The sequence below is a fragment of the Rhizobium lentis genome, assembly GCF_014200175.1.
Lineage (GTDB): Bacteria > Pseudomonadota > Alphaproteobacteria > Rhizobiales > Rhizobiaceae > Rhizobium > Rhizobium mulingense.
In genome coordinates this window covers 1-25,610 of the sequence record NZ_JACHBD010000025.1, presented here as the reverse complement: position 1 = coordinate 25,610, position 25,610 = coordinate 1, and the positions used below count along the sequence as shown (strand labels likewise).

Below are 25,610 nucleotides of genomic sequence, written 5' to 3'. Positions count from 1 at the left end.
TTCCGGCGACAGCTAAGCTGCCTCTACAGTCCGATCGCGCTCCCTGAACTGGGGCGTTCGTGAAGACACCGAAACGCCTGCGCCGGATGTGCGAAGACAGGCTCTCGCGTAGATGCAGAACCACGCCCCGATCCAATGGATAATTTTGCCCGGCAACCACGATTCGCTGCAGTCAACGCAGCTTTGGACGACGCTGAATGCAGAAGTGCCGGGAAATGTCGTGCTTGCTGTTGAGTCCCGACCGCTCGAGTTGGCGAGGGACGTCATTCTATTGCCTGCGCCTTGCACCACACGCCGCCCCGGGGCGGGATTTGACTGAATGGATGGATGGCGAAGCAACGCCAGACAGGGCTCCGCATCGGGCTTGCCCATACCGGGCACGGCGGGCCGGCCTTGACTATCTGGCGCTTGGCGATTGGCACGGCGCGGTCGAGGTCGATCAGCGAACCCACTACTGTGGTACGCCTGAACCCGACCGTTTCAAACACCAACGTCCAGGCACCGCGTTGCTTGTTAGCATTGCCGCCCCTCTCCGAATCCGTGACTCAGCCAGCTGTAAGCGCCGGCAGGCTGATCACCATGCCTCTAACATTGCCGTCGCGCTATTCAGCCTCGTCCGTCATCGCGAGCGGCATCATACGTGGGTGGCCAAAGTCGATCTGCAGTTGGCGGCCCGGCGGCGTTTCGAACCGAACTGTCGCGCGCTTCTGCGCCTTCAACTCACGGCGCCATTGCCGGACTCGAAGCTCTACCGAACGCAGACCGATGACCACTCCGTGCTCGCTCGACAATTCCTGGCGGATCACATCCGCATTGCCCTCATGACGGAAGAACCTTTCGCGAAGCCAATCGTCAGGGCCATCGAAAGCACTGCGCCGAACCGGCTTCTTAAAAGGCAACGCTCCACCTTCACGCAGATATCGGGTGACAGTGTTGCGAGCGCAGCCAAAGTCTTTCGTGCCAGAGATGGCGCTGTGGCTACGATCCGGCATTGGTTGAATTAACTGACCTGAGGGGAAAAGACCCCGCACCGCTGGGCAAATTTCAGGATGAACATGAGAAGGGGTCGCTGTGTTCAGCGTTCTCCACGTCCGCACCCCAACTTGCCCGCTTCAATAAGGTTCCAAAAATATATAATAAGTATTTCTCTTGATATGCCCTTGGACTGTTTGACTTCTGCTCACTTAAGGCGCGCTATGCTTCTAGCGCTACGGGCTGAAGATACGTCTTGATACAGAACTGATGCATAGGAATGAGGATGATGATATGTTGATTACTTCCGCACGTCCCTTTCAGTCGGAAAAAATAATTCGCGCCGTCTGCGACCACCCTCTCAAGTCCTTTGCGATGAAGGCAGCGGCATTGGCAGGAATGGCACTCTCAATAGCCATAGTCATCCATATGTTTATCGGCGCCTAATACGCGCTTCGCCATCATCCAAGGAGACACGACTATGCAATTCAACGATGAAGAGCAGCTACGCCGTCGCGCATACGCAATTTGGGAACGTCAAGGTTGCCCCGAAGGAAAGGACGCCGAGATCTGGGATCTGGCCGTGAAGGAGATGGACGGCCAGCAAGCTCCGCAATCTCGGAATGCGCCTTCTTCCACCCAACTGGACCAACAAGGTCAGGCACGTTAGAGGATCGCGGCCATAATGATCCTCACGGCGATCCGGCGCACCAGTCGTTTCGACGCTTCGGACTCCATCTCATGGCTAGGCCCTCCTGAACAGCGTTTACCGACTTCTTCACCATTCGATCGGTAGATGTTGACGAGCGGCCGGTGCGTTTGTGTCTTGTCCACCGCGCCGCTCCACTCAAGCCGCAAGCCTTCTTCGGCCAGCAGCTCTTTCAGCCTTCCCTTGGCGATCGGCATGAACACCCGGCAATCAAAGGGCCGAATACATGCCTGCACCCGACCAATCCGCCAGAAACACCAACTTTCGCCATGCCACGCGGAGGCCGTCCATACATGCCACGCGGAGGCCGTCCATACATGCCACTGAGCTTTCATCCAGCTGCGACTGGAGCCGCGGTCCCTAAACTACTAATCGCGCCTCGGTCTCAACCTACTAGAAACTCTCTTTCGGGTCCGCCCCTCAGTGGCGCTCATGTGCCAGGAACTGGCGAAACCGCTCGGATTTCGGCTGCTTAAACAGCTCAGCAGGCGCGCCCGCTTCTTCGACAACACCCTTGTGAAGAAACACCACTTTATTGGAAACGTCGCGCGCGAAGCCCATCTCATGCGTCACGACTAGCATGGTCCGGCCCTCCTCGGCGAGGGAGCGCATCACCTTGAGCACTTCGCCGACGAGTTCGGGATCAAGAGCAGAGGTCGGTTCATCAAACAGCATGACCCTCGGCCGCTGCGCGAGTGCGCGCGCGATCGCAGCTCGTTGTTGCTGCCCACCGGACAAATGCGCGGGATAAAAGTTTCGCTTGTCGGCAATACCGACCCGTTCGAGCAGGGCTTCGGCCTCTGCAATGCATTCCGCACGGTTGCGCTTCTGCACGTGCACCGGCGCTTCGATTACGTTCTCCAGGATGGTCATGTGCGACCAAAGATTGAAGCTCTGAAACACCATGCCGATGTGTTCGCGCATCCGGTCGACTTGCCTGCGGTCAGCCGGCACCGTTCTATGCCCCGATTTCTTCAGAGCGTACATCTCGCCTCCGATGCGAATTTCCCCACTGTCCGGAATTTCGAGCATATTGAGGCATCTCAGCATCGTCGATTTGCCGGAACCGGATGAGCCGAGGATGGAAACCACGTCCCCCTCATGCGCTTCAAGCGAAATTCCCTTCAGCACTTCCAGTGGGCCGAAGCACTTGCGAAGATCCTTGACCGAAACGGCAGCGCTTTTGTCTTTGTTGTCGCTAGCCGAAAACGTTCCCCTGCCAGACATGCATACTCCCATCTAAGATTGCAACCGCATGCGCATGTGCGGCGAAAGCCAGAATTCGATCAGCAAGAGCATGCGCGTCACGATGAAATTGATTGCGAGGTAGATCGCCCCCGCGACGATGAAGATCTCGAAGGCGCGGAAGCTGTCGGCGATCAACTTTCCGGCCAGGCCGGTGACCTCCATGATCGTGATGACGGACGCGAGCGCCGTTGCCTTGAGCATCAGGATGATCTCGTTGCCATAGGCCGGCAGCGCATGCCTGATGGCGATCGGAAGGATGATCCGTCTGAAGAGCAGAACGCCCGACATCCCGCAGGCGCGTGCCGCCTCGATCTCCTGGCTGGAGACGGCCCTGAGGCCACCGCGGAAAATTTCGCTGCAGTAGGCGGCCGTGTTCAGAGTAAGCGCCAGCACCGCACACCAATAGGGCTCGCGAAAGAACCACCAGAGCCCGAGGTCTTGCAACCCGTGCCGAAACTGGCCGAGGCCATAATAGATCAGGAACATTTGGACGAGCAGAGGCGAACCTCTGAAGACGAAGACGTAGGCACCGGCTATGTTTCGTCCCATCGCACCGCCGGTCACCGCCAGCAGCGAGATCGCAAGCGCCAGGATGCTGCCTGCCAGGATGGAGGTGACCGCAAGCTCGAGGGTTAGTGGCACACCGGTCAGAAGCGTGAGAAACGTATCCCACATGAAGCCGATATCCGTCATAGCGCTCTCCTTACGCCTTGGGTCGTTCGAGCTTCCATTCGTTTGAACACAATCGAGGAGAACCAGGTTACGACGAGGTAGAGAATGACCGCCGACAGGTAGAACTCGAAGGGCCGGCGAGTGGAGCCGGCGGCGATCTGCGACTGGCGCAGTAGTTCGACGAGGCCCGTGACGGAGATCAATGCCGACTCCTTCAGCACGAGTTGCCAGGTGTTTCCAAGGCCGGGAATGGCGTAACGAAGGACGAGCGGCGCGACGATACGCCTGAATTTGGGCCACGGCCGCATGCCGACGGCGCTGGCGGCTTCGATTTCGCCGGGCGCAACCGATCTGTAGGCTCCGCGAAATACTTCGGCCTGATAGGCCGCCGAAACCACGCCAAGCGCCAGCGTCCCGGTCAAAAAGGCCGGCATTCCGATAAAACCTTGATATCCGAAAAGGCCGCCGACAGTCCCGAGGAAGGCGCTGCCGCCGAAATAGAAGAGGTAGATGACCAGAAGGTCAGGCACGCCGCGAAGGACGGTCGTGTAGCAGTCGGCAAGCCAGCGGAGTCCCATGTGGCGGGACAGCTGCATGAAGGTGACGACCGAGCCGATCACCGTTCCAGCCAGAAAGCCGCAGACGGATACTCCGATCGTCATGGTCGCCGCGGTCAGAAGCAGCCAGCCCCAACCGGTCGGTCCGAAACCGATGAGAGTCAGGTAACTTCCGATAAATGCCATGCGTGGACCTCTTGATGACCGATCAGGGTTGCTTCACTCGGCAGCGCGCCGGTGCGCCCAAATGCGCTGAAGCTTCGACATGTTCTTGAGCGAGCTTTGGACATGCGCGCGAGCTGCAATCGCGGCCGCCTCCTTATCGCGTGCGCAGATGGCATCTGCGATCGCCCGGTGCTCATCAAGATCGGTGTGCTCCAGATCGACCCAAAGGACTTCGAGCCAAAGTGCGAGGCGAAGCTGCTGGTAGATTTGATCCGTCGCTCTCACGAGGGCCTCGTTTCGAGTGGATTCGACGATCACGCGATGGATGTGCAGTCCAAGATCGAGATTGCGCGCGGCGTCCGACGGCGCCTCGTTGGTCGTTTCCTTGAGTTCCACCATCTGGACGATGACGCCGCGAAGCCGATCGAGATCTTCCTCGGTCGCCATCTCACAGGCGAGTTGCGCGGCGCAAACGTCGAGCGCTTCGCGAACAATCAGCAGATTGCAGAATTTGGTCACATCAAGATCGGTCACCGTGTAGCCGAAATTCCGCTGCCCGACGACAAGCCCTTCTTCTTCGAGCTTCATCAGCGCCTCGCGCAGCGGCGTTCGGCTGACGCCGAAGCGTTTGGCAAGCGTCACTTCAGAAAGGCGCTCCGAGGGGCGAAGTTGGCCGCTGAGGATCAGGTCCTTCAATTGCGCATAGGTGCTCTCGCGCAACGATCCCCGCTGTTCCGTTTTGGTCGCTGCCAATCAATTCCCCTTCCATCTCTGGTCCATTCACCGGGTCCCGGCGAACTCACCATAACGTTTTTCCTCTTGCCCGATCAAGAAGAATACGATTATGTATACAATGTTGGCGACAACAAGCAATGGCTCATTGTCGGCTTTTTGATCGCGGCCTGATGGGGCGGAACATATGGAGGTCCGATGTCGGAGATTCTCAGTCTGGACGAATTGCGGAAGCGCTATTTGAATGCTTCGGGCGGTGAAGTGTTCGATCCTGAGTTTCGAAAGGTCGCCGAACTGGTCTTTGGTGACGGCGATAGCCGTCAGGCGCCCTATTGCGGCCTTCCGACATTGTTGAAGGCCCCGTATCGTCCCGATGCCGCACCCAATTTCAGTGATATAGACATTGCCCTTTTCGGAATTCCGATGGATCTCGGGGTAACGAACCGATCGGGTGCGCGGTTCGGACCGAGAGCCTTACGCAACGTCGATCGCGTTGGTCCCTACAATCATGTTCTGCGAGCCGTCCCAACTGCAAATGCACGCGTTGCCGACGTGGGCGATGTCCCATTCAAAAGCCGTTTTGATCTCGCTGCGTCCCACCAGGATATCGAACGATTTGTCCACCGCTTGATAGGAGCTGGAGTCGTGCCGCTGGCGGTGGGCGGCGACCATTCGGTCAGCCTTCCCATCCTCAGGGCTGTCGGCAGGCATCGGCCGGTGGGGATGATCCACATCGATGCGCATTGCGATACGGGCGGTTCATTTGAGGGCTGCAAATTCCATCATGGTGGACCGTTCCGCCAGGCGGTTCTCGACGGCGTGCTTGATCCCAGGCGGACGATCCAGATCGGAATTCGAGGAAACTCCGAGTATCTGTGGGAATTCTCCTATGCATCGGGCATGACCGTCATCCATGCGGAAGAAGTCGGCGATCTCGGCATCAGCGGCGTGATCGCAAAGGCGAGAGAAATCGCCGGATCAGGCCCAACCTACGTCAGCTTCGATGTCGATTCTCTTGATCCGGCATTTGCGCCCGGCACCGGAACACCGGAGGTCGGTGGGCTGACATCCGCCCAGGCGCTTGGAATTCTGCGCGGTCTTTCAGGTTTGAACATCGTCGGTGGCGACGTCGTGGAGATCGCTCCGCAATACGACCCTACCTCGAACACGGCGCAAATTGCCGCTCAGGTCTTATTCGAACTCCTCTGCCTGACGGCCGAGGCAATCAAGGTTCGCACGTCCTAGCAAATCGCCGGACGCGCGGAGTCTGCAACAGCCTTGCCTTGGGAAAAGGGCAGGGCGCTACAAAAAGGGGAATACCAATATGCAACTTTCCAAACTTTTGCTGACGTCCGCTCTGCTTGGCGTGGTGTCGGCTGGCGTTGCCGTCGCTGAGACAAAACCGACGGAAATCACCATTGCAACCGAGGGTGCATATGAGCCCTGGAATTTCACCGGCCCCGACGGCAAGCTCGCAGGCTTCGAGATCGATCTTGCCAACGACCTCTGCGCTCGCATGAAGATCAAGTGCACCATCGTCGCCCAGGATTGGGACGGGTTGATTCCATCGCTCACTGCGAAGAAGTTCGACGCCATCATGGCGTCGATGATCGTTACCGAAAAGCGTCTTGCCGTCATTTCGTCAGCAAGCCCTATGCTCCGACCGCGGCCGCTTTCATGGTCGATAAAACCGGTCCTCTCGCAGATCTGCCGGGCACGGGGACGACGGTCGATCTTGCCGGCGACAAGACGAAGGTCGAGCAGGAATTGCAGCCGCTTAAAGACGCGCTGAAGGGCAAAGCCGTGGGCGCCCAGGTGTCGACGGCGAACGCCGCCTTTCTCGACACCTATTTCAAGGGCGTCGTCGATGCCAGGGAATACAAGACCGTCGAGCAGCATGATCTGGACCTGCAGGCCGGTCGTATCGACGCCGTCATTGCCCAGAAGACGTCACTGACTGCAACGCTCGGTAAGGACGACTTCAAAGACTACAAGATCGCTGGTCCGACATTCAAAGGCGGCGTCTTTGGACAAGGCATCGCGGCGGGCCTTCGCAAGGACGATACCGTCTTGAAGTCGATGTTCGATGCGGCGATCGAAGCGGCCGAAGCGGACGGCACGATCAATAAGCTAGCTGAGAAGTGGATCAAGACGAAGCTTGATTGATCAAGCGGCAGCGCTCGCATTTCGGCAGCGATTGGCAGCCGGCGTACCGAGAGGTCGCGCCGGCTGACCGGCCCAGCGTCGCCATCGAAACACACCCATCATTTGGAGAACCACTGTGACCATCCTTCTCAACTCGCTCGAATCCCGCGACGCCGCCTTCGTTCTTCATCCCTATACAAATGCCTCGCAGCATTTGAAGGACGGCCCGCTGGTGATCGCCAGGGGTGAGGGGATCCACATCATCGACAGCGACGGCAATAAATACATCGAGGGGCTTGGCGGGCTGTTTTGTGCGTCGCTGGGTTTCAGCGAACAGCGGCTGGTAGACGCGGCAACCCGCCAGATGAAGGAATTGCCCTTCTATCACAGCTTCGGCGGCAAGACGCATGAGACCGCGGTCGAGCTTGCCGACCGGCTCATCCAGCTTTCACCGGTGCCAATGTCGAAGGTGTTCTTCGCCAATTCGGGTTCCGAGGCCAACGACACGGCCATGAAGCTTGTCTGGTATTACCACAATGCCATCGGCAAGCCGGAAAAGAAGAAAATCATATCGCGGATGCGGGCCTACCACGGCGTGACGATCGCTTCGGCCAGCCTGACCGGGCTTCCGAACAACCATCGCGATTTCGATCTTCCGATCGATCGAGTGCTCCATACCGATTGCCCGGAATTTTATCGCTACGGCCGTCCGGGCGAAACGGAGGAACAGTTTGCGACGCGCTGTGCCGGTTCGCTCGAACAGATGATCCTCATCGAGGGACCGGAAACGGTCGGTGCTTTTTTCGCCGAGCCGTTGATGGCATCCGGCGGCTGCATCGTTCCGCCGCCGACCTATTACGAGAAGATCCAGGCAATCCTCAAAAAATACGACGTGCTGCTGATCGCAGATGAGGTCATCTGCGGCTTCGGCAGGCTCGGCACTATGTTCGGCTCCGAAAGCTTCGGGCTTCAGCCGGATATGATCGTCATGGCAAAACAGCTTTCGGCCGCCTATCAGCCGATATCCGCATTGATGATCAATGAAAGGGTCCATTCCGCAGTCGTTGCCGAGAGCGAGAAAATCGGAACATTCGGACATGGTTTCACCTATAGCGGCCATCCCGTTGCAACCGCCGTCGCTTTGGAAACCTTGAAAATCTATGAGGAGCGCGACATTGTCGGTCACGTCAGGGATGTCGCCCCGGTATTCCAGAGGCGGTTGAAGGAGCTTGGCGACCATCCGCTCGTTGGGAACGCCCGCGGCCGCGGCCTCATCGGGACCCTCGAACTGGTTCGCAACAAGGAAACCAAAGAGCCGTTCAAGCCAACGGACGGCATTGCCATTCACGCAGGCAAGCAGGCCCAGGTCCATGGCGTCATCACGCGCGCCCTTGGCGACAACTACTCGCTTTGCCCGCCGCTCATCATTACCGAAGCACAGATCAACGAATTGTTCGACCGCTCCGCCCGTGCGTTGGATGACACTTACACATGGGCGAGGGCGACCGGCCTCTACTGAGCAAGGGAATCGACGACATGCGAAATTTCGAAATGCCGGGAAGATCGATAGCTGTCGGTCGCAATGGGATGGCAGCAACATCGCACCCAATGGCGACTTTGACTGCGATCGACATCCTCAAGGCCGGCGGCAAGGCGATCGATGCCGCGGTGGGGGCCTGTGCCGTGCAATGTGTGGTCGAGGCCGGATCCACCGGCATCGGCGGTGATTGTTTTGCGCTCCTCGCATCCAATGGCAATGATGATGTCGTTGCCTATAACGGCTCGGGCCGCACGCCGGCCGCGGCGCATTTCGAGTGGTATCGGGACAACGGCATCACCTCGATCGAGCGATCGTCGCCGCATGCGGTGACGGTTCCCGGTGCGGTGGATGCATGGGCGCGTCTGGTCGCCGATCACGGAAGGATGCCGCTCTCCGAAATTCTCGCTCCCGCGATAGCGTTGGCGCGCGACGGCTACGGGATCACGCCGCGAGTTGCCGTCGACATCTCGAACCAACGGGACTTGTTGCTGCGCGATCCTTCGACACGCCGTATTTTCTTGATCGACGATCAGGCCCCACCCGTCGGATCAGTTCAGTGTCAGCCCGAACTGGCACAGACACTCGAAGCGATCGGAGTTTCAGGCCGTGACGGCTTCTATCGTGGTTCCGTGGCGGACGACATGGTGACACGGCTGAATTCGCTGGGCGGTCTCCATACACTTGAAGATTTTGCATCTGCCGCCGGCGAGTATTTGAAGCCTGTCAGCGCAACATATCGAGGATGGACGGTGCATGAATGCCCGCCAAACGGGCAGGGGATCATCGCCCTGATGATCCTGAAGATCTTGGAGCGTTTTGAACGCAAAGGCGATCCGCTGGGCGTCGACAATCTGCACATTGAAGTTGAAGCCACTCGGCTGGCTTATGCCGCTCGTGATCGTTGGATAGCCGACGCGGCAGTATCGAATGTTCCGGTCGATTTCCTGTTGTCTGATGAACTTGCCGACAGTCTTGCTGCCAAGATCGATATGAAGACGGCCGCCGACGCCGCGGCGGTCCTCCACGGCGTCGAGCATTCGGACACGGTTTATATTTCGGTCGTCGACAAGGACCGAAATGTTGCCAGCTTCATCAACTCGGTCTTCCATCCATACGGAAGCGGCTTGATGGCGCCAAACTCCGGCGTCCTGCTCCACAATCGGGGACAAAGCTTCGTCATGAAGCCGGGCCACCCGAACGCGATGGGGCCGCGCAAGAGGCCCATGCACACGATCATTCCGGGGCTGGTGACCCGCCATGGCAAAAGCGTTTTGTCGTTCGGCGTTATGGGGGGACACTATCAGGCGATGGGCCACGCTCACTTCCTCTCCAAGCTGTTCGATTTCAATATGGACATTCAGAGCGCCATCGATTTACCTCGGCTCTTTCCGCTTCCTGGCACCGCGACGATCGAAGCCGAAGGACGTCTTCGCACCTCGATCGGCGACAATCTCGAAGCGCGCGGCTTCAAGGTTGTCGCTCCGAGCTGGGCGATCGGCGGTGCCCAGGCGATCTGGATTGACGATCAACACAACACACTGTTGGGCGCTTCTGATCATCGGAAAGATGGTTGTGCACTCGGCTACTGACGGCAATGGAGAGCGACATGTCAGGATATCCGGATACCCAACTTTACATCAATGGCTTGTGGCGGGACGGCTCAAACGACCATCTCGGTATAGTCAATCCGGCTTCGGGCGAGGTCATCGGCCGCGTTTCGAATGCCAGCAAGAGCGATCTCGACGAAGCGCTTGCGGCCGCTGCCGCCGGCTTTGAACAATGGCGGCGCGTAAGTGCGTTCGAGCGAGCAAAGCTTATGCGTCGAGCCGCCGAGATCCTGCGCGACCGCTCTCAGGCGATCGCGCGGATCATGACGTTGGAGCAGGGCAAACCGCTCGCTGAATCCAGAGCGGAAACGGCGGGGGCTGCCGATACGATTGACTGGTTTGCCGAAGAGGCTCGCCGGGCCTACGGGCGTCTGGTTCCACCGAGAGCGACCAATATCAGGCAAGTGGTTGTCAAGGAGCCTGTCGGTCCGGTGGCGGCCTTCAGTCCCTGGAATTTTCCGTTGAATCAGGCGGTGCGGAAGGTTTCTGCGGCCCTTGCCGCCGGCTGCTCGATTATTGTGAAGGGGCCGGAGGAGACGCCGGCAAGCTGCGCCGAGCTGGTTCGCACCTTTGCAGACGCAGGCCTGCCGGCGGGCGTGCTCAATCTCGTTTTTGGAATTCCAGCCGATATTTCGAATTATCTTATTCCGCACCCGGTTATCCGGAAAATTTCCTTCACGGGATCGACCGCCGTTGGAAAGCAACTGGCTTCGCTGGCCGGCGCTCACATGAAACGCGTCACGATGGAACTGGGAGGCCACGCGCCGGCGCTCGTTTTCGATGACGCCGATATCGATCTGGCGGTTAGACTGCTGGCTGGTGCGAAATTTCGAAATGCCGGCCAGGTCTGCGTGGCTCCGACGCGGTTCCTCATCCAGGAACGCGTCTTTGAAAAATTCCTCGACCGTTTCGTCAAGGCGGCTGAGTTAGTCGCTGTTGGCGATGGATTGAGCGACGGCACGACAATGGGACCGCTGGCCAACGCGCGAAGAGTCGAAGCCATGGAAGCGCTGACGGCCGATGCCGTCATGCGCGGCGCGAAGATCGCAACCGGCGGCAAACGGATCGGCAATCTCGGCAACTTCTTCCAGCCAACAGTTCTGACCGACGTTCCAGAAGATGCGCGCGTGCTGAACGAAGAACCCTTCGGTCCGATGGCGATCGTCAGTGCATTTTCTGATTACGGTTCGGCCATTGCGGAAGCCAACCGCCTGCCATACGGGCTGGCGGCTTATGCTTACACGACTTCCGCGAAGACGAGCGCCGACCTTGCCCGCGATATTGAAGCCGGGATGCTGTCAATCAATCATCATGGACTGGCGCTGCCAGAGCTACCCTTCGGCGGCATAAAGGATTCCGGCCACGGTTCGGAAGGCGGTACCGAAGCGATGGAAAGTTACTTCAATACAAAGCTAGTAACCGAAGCGACATAGTCCAATTTTTGCCCGCAGAACTCGAGGAAATTTCAAGAGTCGTACCTAAAGATGCTGGAACAGTCTCCGCATTAATCAAAAATCCAAAACCAGGTTTCACGGCCCAAAATCTGCCGGTCTGCTTACGGCCCCAAGAAAGTCATCCCAACCAGGCTAAGTTATTAGCCCGACTGCGGATCTTCCAACCACGGAATCTTGAAATACAGGGTCGTTGGTTCTGATACTTTCAAGGCGTTAGGTATGCGCAGTCGCAGTTAGGGGGTCATAGATCGTCGCCTCTCCGCCAGGCACTCGATCGCATCAGGCCTTCACTGCACTAACGTATTCCTCGCCGGCAGCGGAAGGCCAGTCCTTGATCAGGATATACGCTGCGTCGCCGAGCATGCGCGCCTTACGGGCTGGCTGACCGCCCAGAGCGAGCGCGACGGGCGTGAATGTCGATGATGTGTTCCAGTTCATTGCCCTCTACCCTTCAAGGCACGGACACTGTGGTCCCAAGCGGACTATACGCGTGCCTTCTAGAGTACTGAATTAATGATCTTTGGCTGCTACGTCGTGCGGCCAAAGTCTGCCGCACGAGAGGAGAGGCGCTCGACGACCAGTGGGGTACCGTCTCGATCACCATGAGCAGCAATGCGAGATGAACAGAGCCGGTGACTTGCGGATGAATGCCTGAGGACAGAGTCGGCACGGGCTTTCGTTCGTCTTCGACTGCGCCGCCGACTTTTTGAAATGCCGACGACAAGAACCATTACACGGAGTACCAGAATGATGTCGCAAGAGACGGAACTTGATACACGCTTCGCCTTCGCCAAGGCCATCGCGCAGAAGGCGGGCGCCATGCGCTCGATTATTTTAAAGGCCGCGACACGCTGGTGATCGAGACGAAGCGGGATTTGCAGGATGTGGTGTCTATCGCCGACCGCGACGTCGAGATGTTCCTGCGACAGAACGTGGCGGAAACTTTTCCGGCTGACGGATTTCTCGGTGAGGAGTACGGGTATCAGCAAGGGCAGTCGGGACTGACGTGGGTGGTTGATCCGATCGACGGAACGGCGCCGTTCGTCAATGGCATGGGGACGTGGTGTGTATCGATTGCCGTTCTTCACCATGGTGTACCAGTGATCGGGTGATCCACGTTCCGTGCGATGATGAACTTTATGCAGCGGCAGCCGGAATGGGTGCGAGCCTGAACGGCAAAAATCTCAGCCTCGACCCGTCGAGGACGTTGCAGAATGCGATTACCGGCATCGGCTGCAACTCCTATGTTATCCCGGAGCGGGTAGGTGCGATTGTCTCTGCCCTGCTCGGGAAAGGTGGGAGTTTCATCCGCAATGGCTCCGGCGCCCTGATGCTCGCCTATGTGGCGGCAGGCCGGCTTGTTGGCTATTACGAGCCTCACATGCGCGCCTGGGACTGCATGGCCGGCTACTGCCTCGTCAAGGAGGCCGGTGGGACTTATCTGCCTTTTCCAGCTGAGGGCGAAGCCTTGCTGCAGCGGCATCCTGTGCTCGCAAGCAATGAGACAGTCTATGCCGATCTGCTGGCAATCCACATCGGCTGAACGGTCTACCGACCAACTCCGGCTCCCGGTCGATCCGCAGTCCAGCGACTGATAGCCCACGCCTCCGAGCAGGCGATCGCCTATTTGATCTCGATTGGGACGAGGATGAACGCCTCGAGAAGTGGCGCGCCGTCCTCATTCGATCCTGCGATGCCGGTTTTCGCCCCCGAAGGGAGCGTAGAAAATCCCACTACTTCTCTGCACTCGCGGTACGGATCAGCGAACGGGCCGCGTCACCGGCGGCTTCGATGTATGCCGGGTCGCGATGCAACAGAACGAGGGCGAACGAGCCATCCAGCAAGAGGACGATCTGTCGGGCGAGTTGTGGCGCTCCCGTCCCGATTCCTGCCGCCTCGAACATGACCCGCAGCCAGTCCTCGACTTTCTTCTTGTGGGCAGTCCCGATTTTCATCGCCGGATGGCCGGGCATGTTGGCGAGTTCCGCCGCGGTACGCAGAAAGCCGCAGCCCTTCCATTTCGAATGACGGGCCGATGAGGCGAGATTGCGAAAGATGCCTTGCACCTTGTCCGCCGGATTACCCTCGGTTTCCGCGAACCAGCGTTGGAACAGGGCGAGATTGGGCTGGTCGCGCGCTTCGAGATAAGCCCCTATGAGGTCGTCCTTACTCGCGAAATGATAGTAGAGGGTGCGCTTTGTGACGCCGGCCTTTTCGGCCACCGCATCGACGCTGACGCTTCTGATCCCCTCGTTGTAGAATAGCTTAGCTGCCGCCGAGATAATGCGTTCGCGTGTCGGGATCGTATGTGAGGTCATGCAGCTATGTATACCGACTAGTGAATATACACAAGCGTCGACCGACGACATACTCTCCAGGCGCAGCATGGCGGATAGGAAACCGAATGGCCGACACTGTTCTGATCGAGAGCCGCGATGGAGTAACCATCCTCACTCTTAACCGTCCCGAAAAACTCAACGCGCTCAACTACGCCCTGATAGACCGTCTGCTCGCGATCCTCGATGCGATAGAAATTGACGACTCGATCCGTGCGCTTATCCTGACCGGCGCGGGCGAGCGAGCGTTCTCGGCGGGCGGCGATATCCACGAATTCTCCGAAAGCGTGGCGCGCGGCGCCGATGTTGCCATGCGCGATTTCGTCATGCGCGGGCAGCGATTGACAGCGAGACTGGAAGCGTTCCGCAAACCCGTCATTGCGGCCGTCAACGGTCTTGCCTTTGGCGGGGGCTGTGAGATCACCGAGGCCGTCCCGCTCGCCATTGCCAGCGAACGCGCTCTGTTTGCCAAACCCGAGATCAATCTCGGAATGCCGCCGACCTTTGGCGGAACGCAGCGTTTGCCGAGGCTGGCCGGACGCAAGCGCGCTCTTGAAGTGCTGTTGACGGGTGATACGTTCTCGCCGCAGCGCGCCCTGGAACTCGGCCTTGTCAACCAAGTGGTCCCGCATGACGATCTGATGCTGGCGGCGCATGAACTCGCACGGCGCATCCTGCGTCATTCATCGCTGGCAACTGCGAGCATTCTGACGGCGGTGACGCGCGGTATCAACCAGAGCATCGCCGAGGGGCTGCTGATCGAGGGAGAACAATTCGCCCGTATGGCCTCGACTGCTGATCTGCGAGAGGGGCTTGATGCCTGGATCGCACGTCGCAAGCCGAACTATCGCGGTTCCTGGTCGCACGATTGAAGCGCGGCAGGCATTGTGGCTGAATTCCGAGAGATAACCAGCCGAACGGATAGCCAGCCCAACGAGCTTGGGCGGCGCGGCATTGCACACATATCGTTGTTTTCCATCAGAATTTTGCTTACTCGTGCAGCGTTTCTCATCAGCGGTTCTTGCGCGGCGATTCCTGTATTATCGCATACAGACGCCTTTGCAGAGCTGGCGGTTCAACCTCCATCCGCATGCTGCTAAGCGCACATTGCGGCCGTGAACGGCATCCATCATGTTTTCAAGGGGACCAACACCCAATTGACCGAGCGCCTTCTCGTGATAGGGTAATTGGGCTTGTGCGATGATGGCGAGGGCCCGTTTCAATGCAATGCCTCTTTCCCTCGAGAATAGTCGTTCGTTGACGAGGCGTAGGAAAGCAGGATGCTCGAATTGGCGCTCCTGCTAGGCCGACATCGCCCATGCTGCGTGGCGTGACCGCTCCAGATCACGGCGCGATTGCGATTTATCGCGCAAGTCAGGCGATGCCCGACAACAAGTTCCGGAAAAGTGCCATTCCCATAGGGTAATACCCTCTTGAGTGTGTTCCGGCGTGCAATTTTGACCCCCTTGGCGGGGTAATCGGCGTCCAAAAATTGGATGCCGATAAGGGGTGAATTTTGGACGCCGATTGACACGCGGCGGGAATAGGTCATCTCGGGAAGCGGTCATGATGGCGTTCGATCTCCTCTATTTCGATGGTCATGATCTGATGGAAACGGAACTCACCGCGCGGCGCCAGCTCCTCGAGGAGTTGGTGCCCGCCGGCGGAGAAAGCCATCCGGCTATCCGAGGAGATCGAGGCGGACGGGGACACGCTCCTGCGCATCGCCTGCGAGCGTGGACTTGAGGGCATCATTGCCAAAGATCGGAACAGCACCTATCGCAGCGGTCGCGGCGGCGACTGGCTGAAAATCAAATGCATCCAGAGCGACGGATTCGCGATCGTCGGCTATCAGAGGTCCAGCTCGGCGTTCGGGAACATAGGCGCGCTTCTGCTGGCTGCTCGGAAGGGTGGGGATCTGGTTACGTGGGATCGGTCGGAACGGTCTTTAAGGCTGACGACGCGATGAAGCTTCGCGCGACGATGGACAAGATCAAGGCGACCGAGCCGGCGGTAAAATATTCCGGTGGGCGCAAGAACCTGATCTGGATCAAGCCGAAGCTGGTTGCCGAGATTGAATATCGAGCCTGGACACATGACGGCAAGCTGCGCCACCCGTCATATAAGGGACTGCGCGATGCTGCTGATAATGCGGCGGTTTATGAGGTGAAATGAAACCCCAACTTCGTACGGTTCGGGACGGTGAAAACCTGTCAACGGGACCTAACTTAATTGGATGAGCACCGTCACCCGCTACTTCTTCAACGTCATTTCGGCTTCCGGGGCTGTTACTGATCTCGAGGGGACCGAACTCGCCTCTCTGGAAGACGCCCGCGCTGAGGCGATTTTGGACGCCCGCGAACAAATGAGCGATGCAATCCGCGCCGGCCGGGACGTTTCTAGCCGCTCAATTGAAATTTGCAATGAAGCCGGCGACATCGTCTTGGTCTTGCCGTTCCGCGAAGCCATTTCCATGACTGAGTAACCGGTTAGGCCGCGAGCACCCTGGCATATTCGGCTTCAGACCGGCCGTAACTGCCGCCAGCCATCTCGATAAGCTTGGCGCGGTCACGCACGACGACATTTGCCCTGATCGCTTTTATCATGCCTTCGCCCTCCAGGATTGCCATGGCTACGGAAACGCCAGAACGCCTCACCCCCAGCATCAGCGCGAGGAATTCGTGTGTCAGCGGGACGTCGTTACCGTCGGCGCGGTCATGGCCCATCAATATCCAGCGCGCGAGGCGCTGATTGACTGTGTAGTGGCCGAGGGACAGGGCCGTGTCGGCAGTCTGGATCATGGCCGTGTGGGCGTATCGCAGGAGCCTTTTTCGCAGCGATGGGCTGGCTTCTACCGCCTCCAGCAAAGCTGGTACCGGAATACGAAAAGCCGAACCTTTCACCTGCACAAAAGTTCGCAAAGGCGTTCGGTCGAGGTCGAAAAGGATAGCGATGCCAGTCATGCCTTCCCGCCCGACATTCGAGACTTCAAGAGTTCGACCGGATGGCGATACGGTCACCACCGACGCAATGCCGTCTTCTACGAAGTAGACATGCTCGATGGGCTTTTCCTGCTCCACGAGAACGTCCTTAACGTTCAAGGCGACAGGCTCGAGATGAGGGTCAAGCCTCCCCAGATCTTCAGATGAGAGCGATTGAAGGAGTTTGTTACGGAACTGCATTGATATTGGATGGGACACAGGGGTCTCCTCCGTTATGGCGGGAGACAAATAGTAAGGCCCTCAGGTGCCAAGCCAGGATCTGCGGCACCATTAAATTAGTATGCGCTTGCAAGCGCGCTGAAGCAACCTCCAAAAGGATTTATGTTGCCATTTGATGTTTGCGCGCTACTCAGGCATTCCCGTCCACATCGCCATCCTCATCGAGGTTGTGCACCGGCAGATAGGTGTTCTTCTCCATCCACTCCCGCGATAAATCTGATCGTGTCGTTGCGCGTCAGCACCAGATCGCTCGAGACATTCCGTAGAGCCTCTTCAGGATCGTCGTCGAGAGTGATCGACCCGGCGTTGCGCACCAGCAGGGCCGCGCGCCGCAGCATAATCTGCAGATCCCGAGATTGTGTACCAATCTTGCCAGCCTTCGAGAATACGCAGCGATACGTGAGCCGCTGCCGGCGCGATCCCATCGGCTGTTCTGGACCTGGTTTTATTTTGGCTTTCCGGCCTTCCCTTCGGTGCTGGGAATTCTCTGGCTGATGATCACCCGCCCGGTTGGATAATCGGGCTGCGCATTTGTTGAAGGCTCACTATGGCAATTGCGGTGAGATGCACCTTGAATATTCCAGCGATTTTACTTCGGCTTTGACTCCCTTTTTCTATTTTGCACCGAGTTGGGTGAAAAGTCCGCAGAGTTCCGGCCCTTCGACCAAACCTCCCGCCTCGGCCGGCTCCACCGCCGCTGCACGAACTCGGCGTCGTCGCGGACGCCGTCGAAATATACTCAGATTACAATCCTCCAGTATCGCCGGATCACGACCTTCTCCCTATGTTCTCTTCCAAGCTGTCCGATAACGGACCAACCAGTACGGCTTGGGAACTCGGACACCTGAACCCGGTTGTCGGGGAAAACCTGGCAATGAGGTCTGCAATGGAAAAGGTTATCGATATCGACTTCCATGTCACTTGGAAGCCAACGGTATACGTCCGGATCGGCGACGGCATGCGTGAACGCATCGAGGGTCCGGACGCGGCGCTTGCGGCGCTTCTCCATCGCTGGCCGTCGACCCATTCTCGCGAGTTCGGCATCGCCAAGCGAAGATGCGTCGACGCCATCGCTCGCCGTGGAAGTGTCGAGGGAGCCCGCAGGGCGTTCATGGAGGCGGCGCTCGCCGCGAGGGTATTCGCATGACAGTGCTTTCAATCGACGCACCGCACTGGGCGATACTTTTGGGGACGTTGACGCTTACATGCTGGATTGCTGCCGGCCTGGCGGCCGTTCTCGGGACCGCTGAGGAGATCAGGCACGGCCAAGCCGGGAGATTTACCGGTTATATGACAACGGGCCTCGCTGGGGCCGGCGTTGGCTTCGCACTAGCGATGATCACCATCTTGGTATCCGCGTGACGGGCAACGGACGCCGGACGCGCTCTCTTCCGCGGAGCGGTATACCTCGTCGATGCGGGCGATGTCAGTTATTCCAACATCGCCGAAGCAGCTGCGGACCAAGCTTTGTCAATTTATGACCTGAAGGTCCATCTATTGAGTTCCGCGGATGGCATCAATCTTGAAGCAAGACGGTCTGATCGGGCATGGCGTCAGCTTTTCGAAGGAAACCGTTCGAGGAACCAACTCAAACGCCCGCGAGCAGCTGTCGGGCCTGCTCAGGGAAATCAGAGAATGCTCCCCTCTAAGTGGCGCCTTACGACATCTTAAGTGGCGATGGTCTGGAGACATGATGCGCGATTGCATTATCATCGGAGGTGGACCTGCTGGCTTAACTGCGGCCATTTATCTTGCGCGCTACCACCTCTCAACAACCGTATTCGATGACCATAGCAGTCGTGCCGCCACCATTCCGATTTCCCATAACCTCGCAGGGTTCCCGGATGGCATCAGCGGAAGGGAGCTTGTCGCCAGGATGCGCACACAGCTTCAAAGGTACAAAGTTCAGATCCTGACTGAGGGCGTTAGCCAGCTTCGGAAGGAGCAGGTCGGCTTTCGAGTTCTCTCCAGCAGCGGCAGCATGCGGGCGCAAACGGTCCTTCTCGCCACCGGTGTCACCGACCGCAAGCCACCGATGCTGGCCGAGCGTCATGACGAGGCTGTTGCGCGCGGCCTTATCCGCTACTGTCCTGTCTGCGACGGGTTCGAGGTCACCGACAGGCGTGTGGCTGTTATCGGTTGCGGATCGAGAGCGTTTGCAGAGGCGCTGTTCCTGCGGAGTTATACGACACAGGTGACGATCATTACACCGCAAGGGGAACACGAGCTCTCCGAGATTGAGGTCAATCGGCTGCGGGACTTGCGAATCGGCCTCCAGAAAGGTCCGATAAAATCCATCGACCCCGAGCGCGATGCAATCAGAGTCGCGACAGCTTCCGGTATCGGCGAGTTTTCGTCTATATACCCGGCACTTGGATCGGACGCTCGGTCGAAACTGGCAGCTATGGTCGGCGCAGAATTGTCGGAGAACGGCTGCGTCATCGTCGACAGTCACCAAAGGTCAACCCTACCTGGCCTGTATGCAGCTGGAGATGTGGTGATTGGCTTGGATCAGATCGGGACCGCGATGGGGCAGGCGGGCATAGCGGCCACCGCGATCCGAAACGATTTGAACGAGGCTAGACCTCTAGCGCGCTAAGGGATGCCGTCGCTGGGCCCCACCCCCCGCATTTCCGGAAAAGCTTGTGGACCGGCTGAGCCTACTTGCTCTACGTCGGCGCTCACGATCTCGCAAATCAAAGTTGAGCCGCTGCCCGGAAGCTCCACGGGGAGGCGTGCGATAAAGCCTTAGCCCAATTCTGCCCTAAAGCGGCACCTGCGGTCGGTGCCTCTGACGCCTCCGCGGGTGCCACGATTACCAGCCACGTCAACGGACGCACTGGCAGGCATTCTTGCCACGACATAAGCGGTTACGCAAGCTGATCCAACAGATGGCTCGCGTTTTGTTCCTCGCCTGGCGACAATGTCAGCCCGACAATTTTCCAGGGCTCTCCTTCGTTCGACGGACCGCGAACATCAACCGCGCCGAGGTGACCTTCGCCGGTGGAGTCATTGAAAGAATTGTGTCGACCAATCCTGGTGTGGGCGCGATTCTTCCGACACTGAGGGGAGGTTTACCCATGCTTTCGAGTTCCAGCTGGAATGGCCGCATATCGGTGATCTCTCTCGTCATGAGAAATTGCAAAGCCATTAGCGAGAGCGTTCATGCTTCGCTGGAAGTTGCGGATGGTGCAGGTCACGGTTAAACGGGATCGTGACCTGGGACTGAATTGCCCAGTGCGCAGCAACCTTGCTCTTGGGACCGAGTTAATCATCGAATCGGACTGCACGAGGCGCCTTTCGGGAAAAGTCGCGGCCAACCGTTTCCAAATCTCAGGATCAAGGCAATGAATGACGACCATCCGGAGCGCAAAAGCCCAACAACTCCGGCCGCGGCAGGATTAACACCCGCCTTAACCCGCAACATAGAAGCCATCATGCAGCGCCGCCGGCAGAGCCAAAATGCAGCGTCGGCTCAGGAGCGTGCCGCTGCTGCGGTCAGCAAGTTTGCTGGCTCCATGATGTTCGTCTACATTCACATCGTGTTCTATGGCGCCTGGATCGTCGCAAATGTGGGTTTGATCCCACAGGTGCAACCCTGGGACCCCTCTCTGGTTATCCTCGCGATGGAGGCGTCGGTCGAGGCGATCTTTCTCTCGACGTTTGTCCTGATCAACCAGAACCGAATGGCTGCACAGGACAATGTCCGCGCAGACCTAGACCTCCAGATCAGCTTATTAAACGAACACGAAACGACCCGCCTAATCGCGATGGTCGAAGCCATTGCAAAGAAGCTTGAAGTCCCGACCGAGGCGGACCATGAGGTCGAAGAGCTAAAGAAAGACATTGCGCCGGAAGCAGTGCTGGATCGCATCCAGGCGGAAGGGCAAGACAAGTAGAAGTGTTTGTGTTGGCTGCGAAGTGGGACTCCCGGGCTGATTTTGGCGGGATCCGTGATCCGACACATAGCCGCGTGGTCCGTGACATGCTCTCGGAGCGTTGCTTTATGATCGGATCCGCTCATGGCGGCCGTCTCCGAGTTTCCCGCGGCCCGATGGCTAGATGCATGCCGGACACTAAGTCGTGAGATCCTGTCACGTGAACCATCGCGCCAGCGACCTACCTTTTGCATAGGGGAGTGAGGGCGTTATGATCCTGTCCGAGGTATTCCAAACCCAAACCGCGCTGAATGATGCCGAGGTAGCCCTCTGCCAGAGGTATTCAATCACGTCGCACGTGAGAGGATTACCTCGGACGCCGAGCGCCAGGATCTGGCCTCTCGATTATTCAGTCCTGTCAGCACGGCGTGAAGGATGAGGATGGACTGTTGAGGCTGCTCATCGATGTTCGGTCTTGGAACAGGACTAGCTACCCCACGTCCCTTTTAGTCTCGCCGCACTTTGACCGTCTGACGACGTGGACCCAAGAAGCCGTTCGTACTCGGCTTCCGGAGCGCCGTAACAACCATCGGCAACATCGAGGAGAATCTGGCGGCTCAAAATCTGGACGTTCCCGCGCGTCGACTTGATGGCGTGCATACCCTCGAGAATATGCAGATGTTCGGTAACACCGGACCGTCTGACGCCAAGCATCAACGCCAAAAACGCGTGAGTAAGGGGCATATCATCCACGAGAAGACGATCATGGCACATCAGCAGCCATCTCGCGAGGCGCTGGTGCATGTTGTATCGGCCCGCCGCCAAAGCCGAATGAGCCAGTTGCAGCTCTCGCGTGTGAACGTAGCGGAGAAAGATCAGACGAACCTCCTCGCCGCGCAAAAGCGACAGGAAACGGCTGGTGGCCAGTTCTAGCCCGTCTCCTGAAACCTGCATGAAAGTGCGGTTTGGCGTCCGATCGACGCCGAGCACAACCGGATATCCGCTCATGCCTTCGTATCCAATCTGACCCACCTCGATGCCTATTCCGTTCGAAGCCACGGCCACCATTGAACCTAGGCCGCTCTCGATAAAACAGACGTGCTCAATGCGTTGATCAGGTTCAACAAGCGAGCGGCGGACCGGAAGATCAACGGGCTTCAGGTATGATGCGATATGGTCAAACGCCTGCTCAGGAAGCCCCCGCAGCAATCTGTTCCTGGTATCTGTTTGCGCGATTTTTGTCACAGCGTCGCCTTCGTCAGTGTCTGCGTTGGCATACGTCATTTGCCGCTTCAGACCCGTTCGCCCTCGTAAACGCACGAGCGAGGCCAATCGATACCGTTTTAATCCCAATTGCTAATGCGTTCTACCCCAGCGGAACCTGCACGTGAAAATGTAGTTTGGCGACAAACTGCAGGGAATTGTCACCTGTGTAGCCTGCCCTGGAGTGGCCAGGGCGATCTTATCCAATCAGGCGGAGCTCCCGCAGGCAATCAAGATTTACGACGTTAACGGTCATCTGTCTGCCGAAGTTCATATTGATGCAGCGATACCCCAGATCGCCGGTCGAAACGGAGATCGATAGCGCCGGTAATCGGTTGATCTTCAACCAGTGACGTGACCACGCCACCGCGCCGTCGCTTACATAGGCCACAGTTCAGCGAATGGTTTAGCCGGCAATGGCTATTAGGCCAGTACCTGGGATTGAACAGGCGCGCGTCGCTGAAAGCGCTATCGAACAAAGCCACGACTGATTGACCTTCGGCAACCAGTGCCGCAAACGACCTAGTCTTCAGTCGAATATTTCCAGCGAGCAAACCGCGGAGCCCGGCTTCTTTGGGGCTCTCCGAACCGGGTAAGAGCGCGGATCTTTGGCGCATGGTGACCTCACCGATGAGATGCGAGGCGCATTCCAAGGTTCATTCGGAGAACTCAAGCGCGATGTGAATGCAACGATGGACGGTTTGAGAACCGTGATGGCAGAAGTCCGCGCGGCGATCGACGCGATCAACTCCGGCACTGGCGAGCTCAGCAATGCGTCTGGCGACCTGTCCAAACGTACCGAACAGCAGGCGGCCGCATTGGAGGAAACCGCCGCAAGTCTGGAGGAGATCACATCGGCTGTAAAGAATTCCACAGACCGCGCGGCCGAAGCCATCCATATGGTCAGTGAGGCGCGCAGAAGCACGGATCAATCGAGCGCGGTGGTCACGGATGCCGTGGCGGCCATGGGACGTATCGAAAGTGCCTTCGGTGAGATCAGCCAGATCATCAATGTCATCGACGAGATTGCGTTTCAAACGAACCTGCTTGCGCTGAACGCCGGCGTCAAGGCAGCGCGCGCCGGGGAGGTCGGCAAGGGGTTTGCGGTCGTCGCCCAGGAGGTCCGCGAGCTTGCGCAGCGTTCCGCCCGCGCCGCCAAGGACATCAAGTATCTGATTACCCGTTCTGGCAGCGAAGTGCAGACTGGCGTGAGACTTGTGACCGCCACCGGCGAAGCACTGAACCTGATCCAAGGTCAGGTTTCCAGGATAAACGAACACGTTCAGTCGATCGCCACTGCGGCAAGAGAACAAACGACTGGTCTCTCAGAAGTCAATACGGCCATCAATCAGATGGATCAGGTCACGCAGCAGAATGCGGCCATGGTCGAGGAGGCCACTGCAAGCACGAACCGGTTGGCAGAAGAAGTCGGTTCTCTTTCCCGGTTGATTTCACAATTTAAGGTGCAAGCTGGCGGGCGGCCTGCGGCTTCACTTCCAGCAGCGGCCAGCTACACCCCCTCGGCCCCGCCAGCGCGCGCGCTGCATCAGAGGCTGGCAAGCGCGATGAGTGCCGTCTAGCAGCGAGGGCTGCCCTGGAGATGGTTCTCGGCGAAAAGCGAAAAGCCAGGAACAACGCGCTTCGCATTGGCGTTACTGGGTGATGGCGGGTGAAGCGCCCCGCTTGATCGATTCTGCGGACATCCTGATGAACCTCGGACTCAGCAATAAGCGTGCTCTCGTGACGGGAGGCAATTCTGGTCTCGGAGCCGCGATATCGAAGGCCTTTGCCGCCGAGGAGGCACGAGTTGCAATCAACTATCTGGTAAATCCACAAGAAACCGAGAGGCTCGTTGAGGAATTCACCGCTGCCGGCGGCGAAGCTCTTGGTCTGATGGCCGACATCAGCGACCCCAAAGCGGTCGAGACGATGTTCACTGCGATCGACAATGCCTGGGGCGGCATCGACATATTGGTCAACAACGCCGGAATTGACGGCGGATATGCGTTCGGCTGGGAAGCTGATCCGGATGCCTGGGGCAGGGTCGTCGACATCAACCTCAAGGGAACGTATCTGTGTGCGCGCCAAGCTCTGAAACGCATGGTCGCCCAGAGGTCGGGCGTTGTGCTCAACACCACGAGCGTTCATGAGGTAATCGCCTGGACCGGCTACAGTGCCTATACGGCGAGCAAGGCCGGCGTATCAATGATGTCCAAGTCGCTGGCACAGGAAGCGGCTCCGCATGGCGTTCGCGTTCTTTGCATTGCGCCGGGGGCAATCCGCACCCCTATCAATCAGGCGGTCTGGCAGAATGCGGAGGGCTACAGGGATTTACTGAGGAAGATCCCGCTAGGCCGTATTGGAGAACCCGAGGACGTCGCGAACATCGCCGTCATGCTGGCGTCAGATGCCGCGAGCTACATCACTGCGACGACGGTCTTCGTCGATGGAGGCATGACCGACTATCCTTCCTTTGCGCACGGTGGGTGATCGGACATGGCGATGCGGATCGAGGACTACGGGCTAATCGGCAATATGCTCTCCGCAGCTCTCGTGGCCAAGGATGGATCGATCGATTGGCTGTGCCTGCCGCGCTTCGATTCCCCTGCCTGCTTTGCAGCGCTGCTCGGAACCGCGGACAACGGCCGCTGGAAGATCGCGCCGGTCGACAAGGTTGTCAAAACCAGGCGGCGCTACCTTCCCGACACTGCAATCCTGGAAACCCAGTTCGAGACGACGACCGGCGTCGTTGCGCTCATCGATTTCATGCCGATCAACGAAGGCGATCGCCACGTCGATTTGATCCGCATAATTACAGGTGTCTCTGGCAGCGTCGAAATGGAAATGGAGCTCGTGCTGAGGTTCGAGAACGGTCAGGCGGTGCCTTGGGTGCGGCGCAAGGATTATGGACTGAGCGCGATCGCCGGGCCAAACGCCGTCGAACTCCACACCGCCCTGGAGCTCAAAGGGCGCAACATGAAGACGTTCGCACGTTTCACCGTAAAAGCCGGCGACCGCGTGCCGATGACGATGTCGTACCATCCCTCCAACGAGCAGCCACATTTTGTCCGAGACCGTTCAGAGGAACTCGATCGAGCGACGACGTGGTGG

Annotated in this window: 22 protein-coding genes and 9 pseudogenes; 19 read left to right on the top strand and 12 right to left on the bottom strand. The window is 58.3% G+C overall.

From position 1 onward, the window contains the following. Positions 1-64: 64 nt before the first annotated feature. A pseudogene (locus GGI60_RS32365) lies at positions 65-524 on the top strand (exonuclease SbcCD subunit D); the annotation flags it as partial. A gap of 111 nt (positions 525-635) precedes the next feature. On the opposite strand, the pseudogene GGI60_RS30540 reads toward GGI60_RS32365, so the two are convergent. Further along, positions 636-959 (bottom strand): annotated as a pseudogene (locus GGI60_RS30540) (IS21 family transposase); the annotation flags it as partial. A 307-nt stretch (positions 960-1,266) separates the two neighbouring features. On the opposite strand from GGI60_RS30540, the gene GGI60_RS30535 reads away from it, so the two are divergent. Together GGI60_RS30535 and GGI60_RS30530 are read left to right on the top strand one after the other, a co-directional pair. Continuing rightward, on the top strand, positions 1,267-1,419 hold the full coding sequence (locus GGI60_RS30535) for a hypothetical protein (RefSeq protein ID WP_183934983.1): 153 nt from the start codon (positions 1,267-1,269) through the stop codon (positions 1,417-1,419). Positions 1,420-1,453: 34 nt separating this feature from the next. Further along, a complete protein-coding gene (locus GGI60_RS30530; RefSeq protein WP_183920148.1) occupies positions 1,454-1,642 on the top strand; it encodes a DUF2934 domain-containing protein in 189 nt (62 codons plus the stop codon). On the opposite strand, the gene GGI60_RS32700 is transcribed toward GGI60_RS30530, so the two are convergent. The 5 genes from GGI60_RS32700 to GGI60_RS30505 form a co-directional block, all read right to left on the bottom strand. Beyond that, positions 1,639-1,878: a hypothetical protein gene (locus GGI60_RS32700; RefSeq protein WP_312862824.1), complete on the bottom strand. Its 240-nt coding sequence runs from the start codon at positions 1,876-1,878 to the stop codon at positions 1,639-1,641. The two genes, GGI60_RS30530 and GGI60_RS32700, sit on opposite strands and share 4 nt — an antisense overlap. 223 nt (positions 1,879-2,101) lie before the next feature. Further along, positions 2,102-2,908 carry an ABC transporter ATP-binding protein gene (locus GGI60_RS30520; protein ID WP_183920150.1) on the bottom strand — a complete coding sequence of 269 codons (807 nt, stop codon included), beginning with the start codon at positions 2,906-2,908 and terminating at the stop codon, positions 2,102-2,104. A gap of 12 nt (positions 2,909-2,920) precedes the next feature. After that, positions 2,921-3,622: an ABC transporter permease gene (locus GGI60_RS30515; RefSeq protein ID WP_183920152.1), complete on the bottom strand. Its 702-nt coding sequence runs from the start codon at positions 3,620-3,622 to the stop codon at positions 2,921-2,923. After that, on the bottom strand, positions 3,619-4,344 hold the full coding sequence (locus GGI60_RS30510; protein ID WP_183920154.1) for an ABC transporter permease: 726 nt from the start codon (positions 4,342-4,344) through the stop codon (positions 3,619-3,621). Before GGI60_RS30510 ends, GGI60_RS30515 begins: the two co-directional genes overlap by 4 nt. Positions 4,345-4,377: 33 nt before the next feature. Then, entirely contained in the window at positions 4,378-5,076 is a 699-nt protein-coding gene (locus GGI60_RS30505; RefSeq protein ID WP_183920156.1) for a GntR family transcriptional regulator, read from the bottom strand. A 177-nt stretch (positions 5,077-5,253) separates the two neighbouring features. Here GGI60_RS30505 and speB point away from each other — a divergent pair, with 177 nt between their 5' ends. The 5 genes and pseudogenes from speB to GGI60_RS30480 all read left to right on the top strand — a co-directional run bounded on the left by speB (position 5,254) and on the right by GGI60_RS30480 (position 11,780). Then, positions 5,254-6,300, top strand: a complete 1,047-nt coding sequence (gene speB, locus GGI60_RS30500) for an agmatinase (RefSeq protein ID WP_183920158.1) — start codon at positions 5,254-5,256, stop codon at positions 6,298-6,300. 79 nt (positions 6,301-6,379) lie between these two features. Continuing rightward, positions 6,380-7,221: pseudogene (locus tag GGI60_RS30495) on the top strand (transporter substrate-binding domain-containing protein). A gap of 115 nt (positions 7,222-7,336) precedes the next feature. Beyond that, a complete protein-coding gene (locus GGI60_RS30490; protein ID WP_183920160.1) occupies positions 7,337-8,719 on the top strand; it encodes an aspartate aminotransferase family protein in 1,383 nt (460 codons plus the stop codon). A gap of 17 nt (positions 8,720-8,736) precedes the next feature. Beyond that, positions 8,737-10,329, top strand: coding sequence for a gamma-glutamyltransferase (gene ggt, locus GGI60_RS30485; RefSeq protein WP_183920180.1), 1,593 nt, complete (start codon positions 8,737-8,739; stop codon positions 10,327-10,329). Between the two features lie 17 nt (positions 10,330-10,346). Then, positions 10,347-11,780: an NAD-dependent succinate-semialdehyde dehydrogenase gene (locus GGI60_RS30480; RefSeq protein WP_183920162.1), complete on the top strand. Its 1,434-nt coding sequence runs from the start codon at positions 10,347-10,349 to the stop codon at positions 11,778-11,780. A 303-nt stretch (positions 11,781-12,083) separates the two neighbouring features. On the opposite strand, the pseudogene GGI60_RS30475 reads toward GGI60_RS30480, so the two are convergent. Next, positions 12,084-12,239, bottom strand: a pseudogene (locus GGI60_RS30475) (DUF982 domain-containing protein); the annotation flags it as partial. 312 nt (positions 12,240-12,551) lie between these two features. Here GGI60_RS30475 and GGI60_RS30470 point away from each other — a divergent pair. Continuing rightward, positions 12,552-13,344 (top strand): annotated as a pseudogene (locus GGI60_RS30470) (inositol monophosphatase family protein). Between the two features lie 190 nt (positions 13,345-13,534). On the opposite strand, the gene GGI60_RS30465 reads toward GGI60_RS30470, so the two are convergent. Next, a complete protein-coding gene (locus GGI60_RS30465) occupies positions 13,535-14,119 on the bottom strand; it encodes a TetR/AcrR family transcriptional regulator (protein WP_183920182.1) in 585 nt (194 codons plus the stop codon). 86 nt (positions 14,120-14,205) lie between these two features. Between GGI60_RS30465 and GGI60_RS30460 the strand changes: the two genes are divergently transcribed. From GGI60_RS30460 to GGI60_RS30445, 3 genes and pseudogenes are all read left to right on the top strand, one after another. Continuing rightward, positions 14,206-15,009, top strand: a complete 804-nt coding sequence (locus GGI60_RS30460; RefSeq protein ID WP_183920166.1) for a crotonase/enoyl-CoA hydratase family protein — start codon at positions 14,206-14,208, stop codon at positions 15,007-15,009. Positions 15,010-15,670: 661 nt separating this feature from the next. Further along, positions 15,671-16,312 (top strand): annotated as a pseudogene (locus tag GGI60_RS32850) (ATP-dependent DNA ligase); the annotation flags it as partial. A 61-nt stretch (positions 16,313-16,373) separates the two neighbouring features. Beyond that, positions 16,374-16,622 (top strand): DUF6894 family protein, encoded by a 249-nt coding sequence (locus GGI60_RS30445; protein WP_183920170.1) that lies wholly within the window; start codon positions 16,374-16,376, stop codon positions 16,620-16,622. A 4-nt stretch (positions 16,623-16,626) separates the two neighbouring features. Here the strand turns inward: GGI60_RS30445 and GGI60_RS30440 are convergent, their stop codons facing one another. Continuing rightward, the gene (locus GGI60_RS30440) at positions 16,627-17,217 is read right to left on the bottom strand and encodes a Crp/Fnr family transcriptional regulator (protein WP_312862825.1); all 591 of its coding nucleotides are present in this window, start codon (positions 17,215-17,217) and stop codon (positions 16,627-16,629) included. A gap of 271 nt (positions 17,218-17,488) precedes the next feature. After that, a pseudogene (locus tag GGI60_RS30435) lies at positions 17,489-17,783 on the bottom strand (CopG family transcriptional regulator). Here GGI60_RS30435 and GGI60_RS30430 point away from each other — a divergent pair. The 3 genes from GGI60_RS30430 (at position 17,715) to GGI60_RS30420 (ending at position 19,957) form a co-directional block, all read left to right on the top strand. Then, a complete protein-coding gene (locus GGI60_RS30430; RefSeq protein WP_409527286.1) occupies positions 17,715-17,876 on the top strand; it encodes a DUF2269 family protein in 162 nt (53 codons plus the stop codon). The pseudogene GGI60_RS30435 and the gene GGI60_RS30430 sit on opposite strands and share 69 nt — an antisense overlap. 368 nt (positions 17,877-18,244) lie before the next feature. Then, positions 18,245-18,505, top strand: coding sequence for a DUF982 domain-containing protein (locus GGI60_RS30425; RefSeq protein ID WP_183920172.1), 261 nt, complete (start codon positions 18,245-18,247; stop codon positions 18,503-18,505). A gap of 375 nt (positions 18,506-18,880) precedes the next feature. Next, complete coding sequence (locus GGI60_RS30420) at positions 18,881-19,957, top strand: NAD(P)/FAD-dependent oxidoreductase (protein WP_312862826.1); 1,077 nt, start codon at positions 18,881-18,883, stop codon at positions 19,955-19,957. Positions 19,958-20,300: 343 nt separating this feature from the next. On the opposite strand, the pseudogene GGI60_RS32350 reads toward GGI60_RS30420, so the two are convergent. Next, positions 20,301-20,506: pseudogene (locus GGI60_RS32350) on the bottom strand (non-heme manganese-containing catalase); the annotation flags it as partial. A gap of 199 nt (positions 20,507-20,705) precedes the next feature. Between GGI60_RS32350 and GGI60_RS30415 the strand changes: the two are divergent. Then, the gene (locus tag GGI60_RS30415; protein ID WP_183920174.1) at positions 20,706-21,257 is read left to right on the top strand and encodes a DUF1003 domain-containing protein; all 552 of its coding nucleotides are present in this window, start codon (positions 20,706-20,708) and stop codon (positions 21,255-21,257) included. 465 nt (positions 21,258-21,722) lie between these two features. Here the strand turns inward: GGI60_RS30415 and GGI60_RS30410 are convergent, their stop codons facing one another. Next, positions 21,723-22,520, bottom strand: a complete 798-nt coding sequence (locus GGI60_RS30410) for a Crp/Fnr family transcriptional regulator (protein ID WP_183920176.1) — start codon at positions 22,518-22,520, stop codon at positions 21,723-21,725. A gap of 584 nt (positions 22,521-23,104) precedes the next feature. Here GGI60_RS30410 and GGI60_RS30405 point away from each other — a divergent pair. The 3 genes and pseudogenes from GGI60_RS30405 to GGI60_RS30395 all read left to right on the top strand — a co-directional run. Then, positions 23,105-24,079 (top strand): annotated as a pseudogene (locus GGI60_RS30405) (methyl-accepting chemotaxis protein); the annotation flags it as partial. An 82-nt stretch (positions 24,080-24,161) separates the two neighbouring features. Continuing rightward, positions 24,162-24,989, top strand: coding sequence for a glucose 1-dehydrogenase (locus tag GGI60_RS30400; protein ID WP_246720537.1), 828 nt, complete (start codon positions 24,162-24,164; stop codon positions 24,987-24,989). Between the two features lie 6 nt (positions 24,990-24,995). Continuing rightward, positions 24,996-25,610: trehalase-like domain-containing protein (locus tag GGI60_RS30395; RefSeq protein WP_246720536.1), on the top strand; the 615-nt coding region annotated here is incomplete at its 3' end.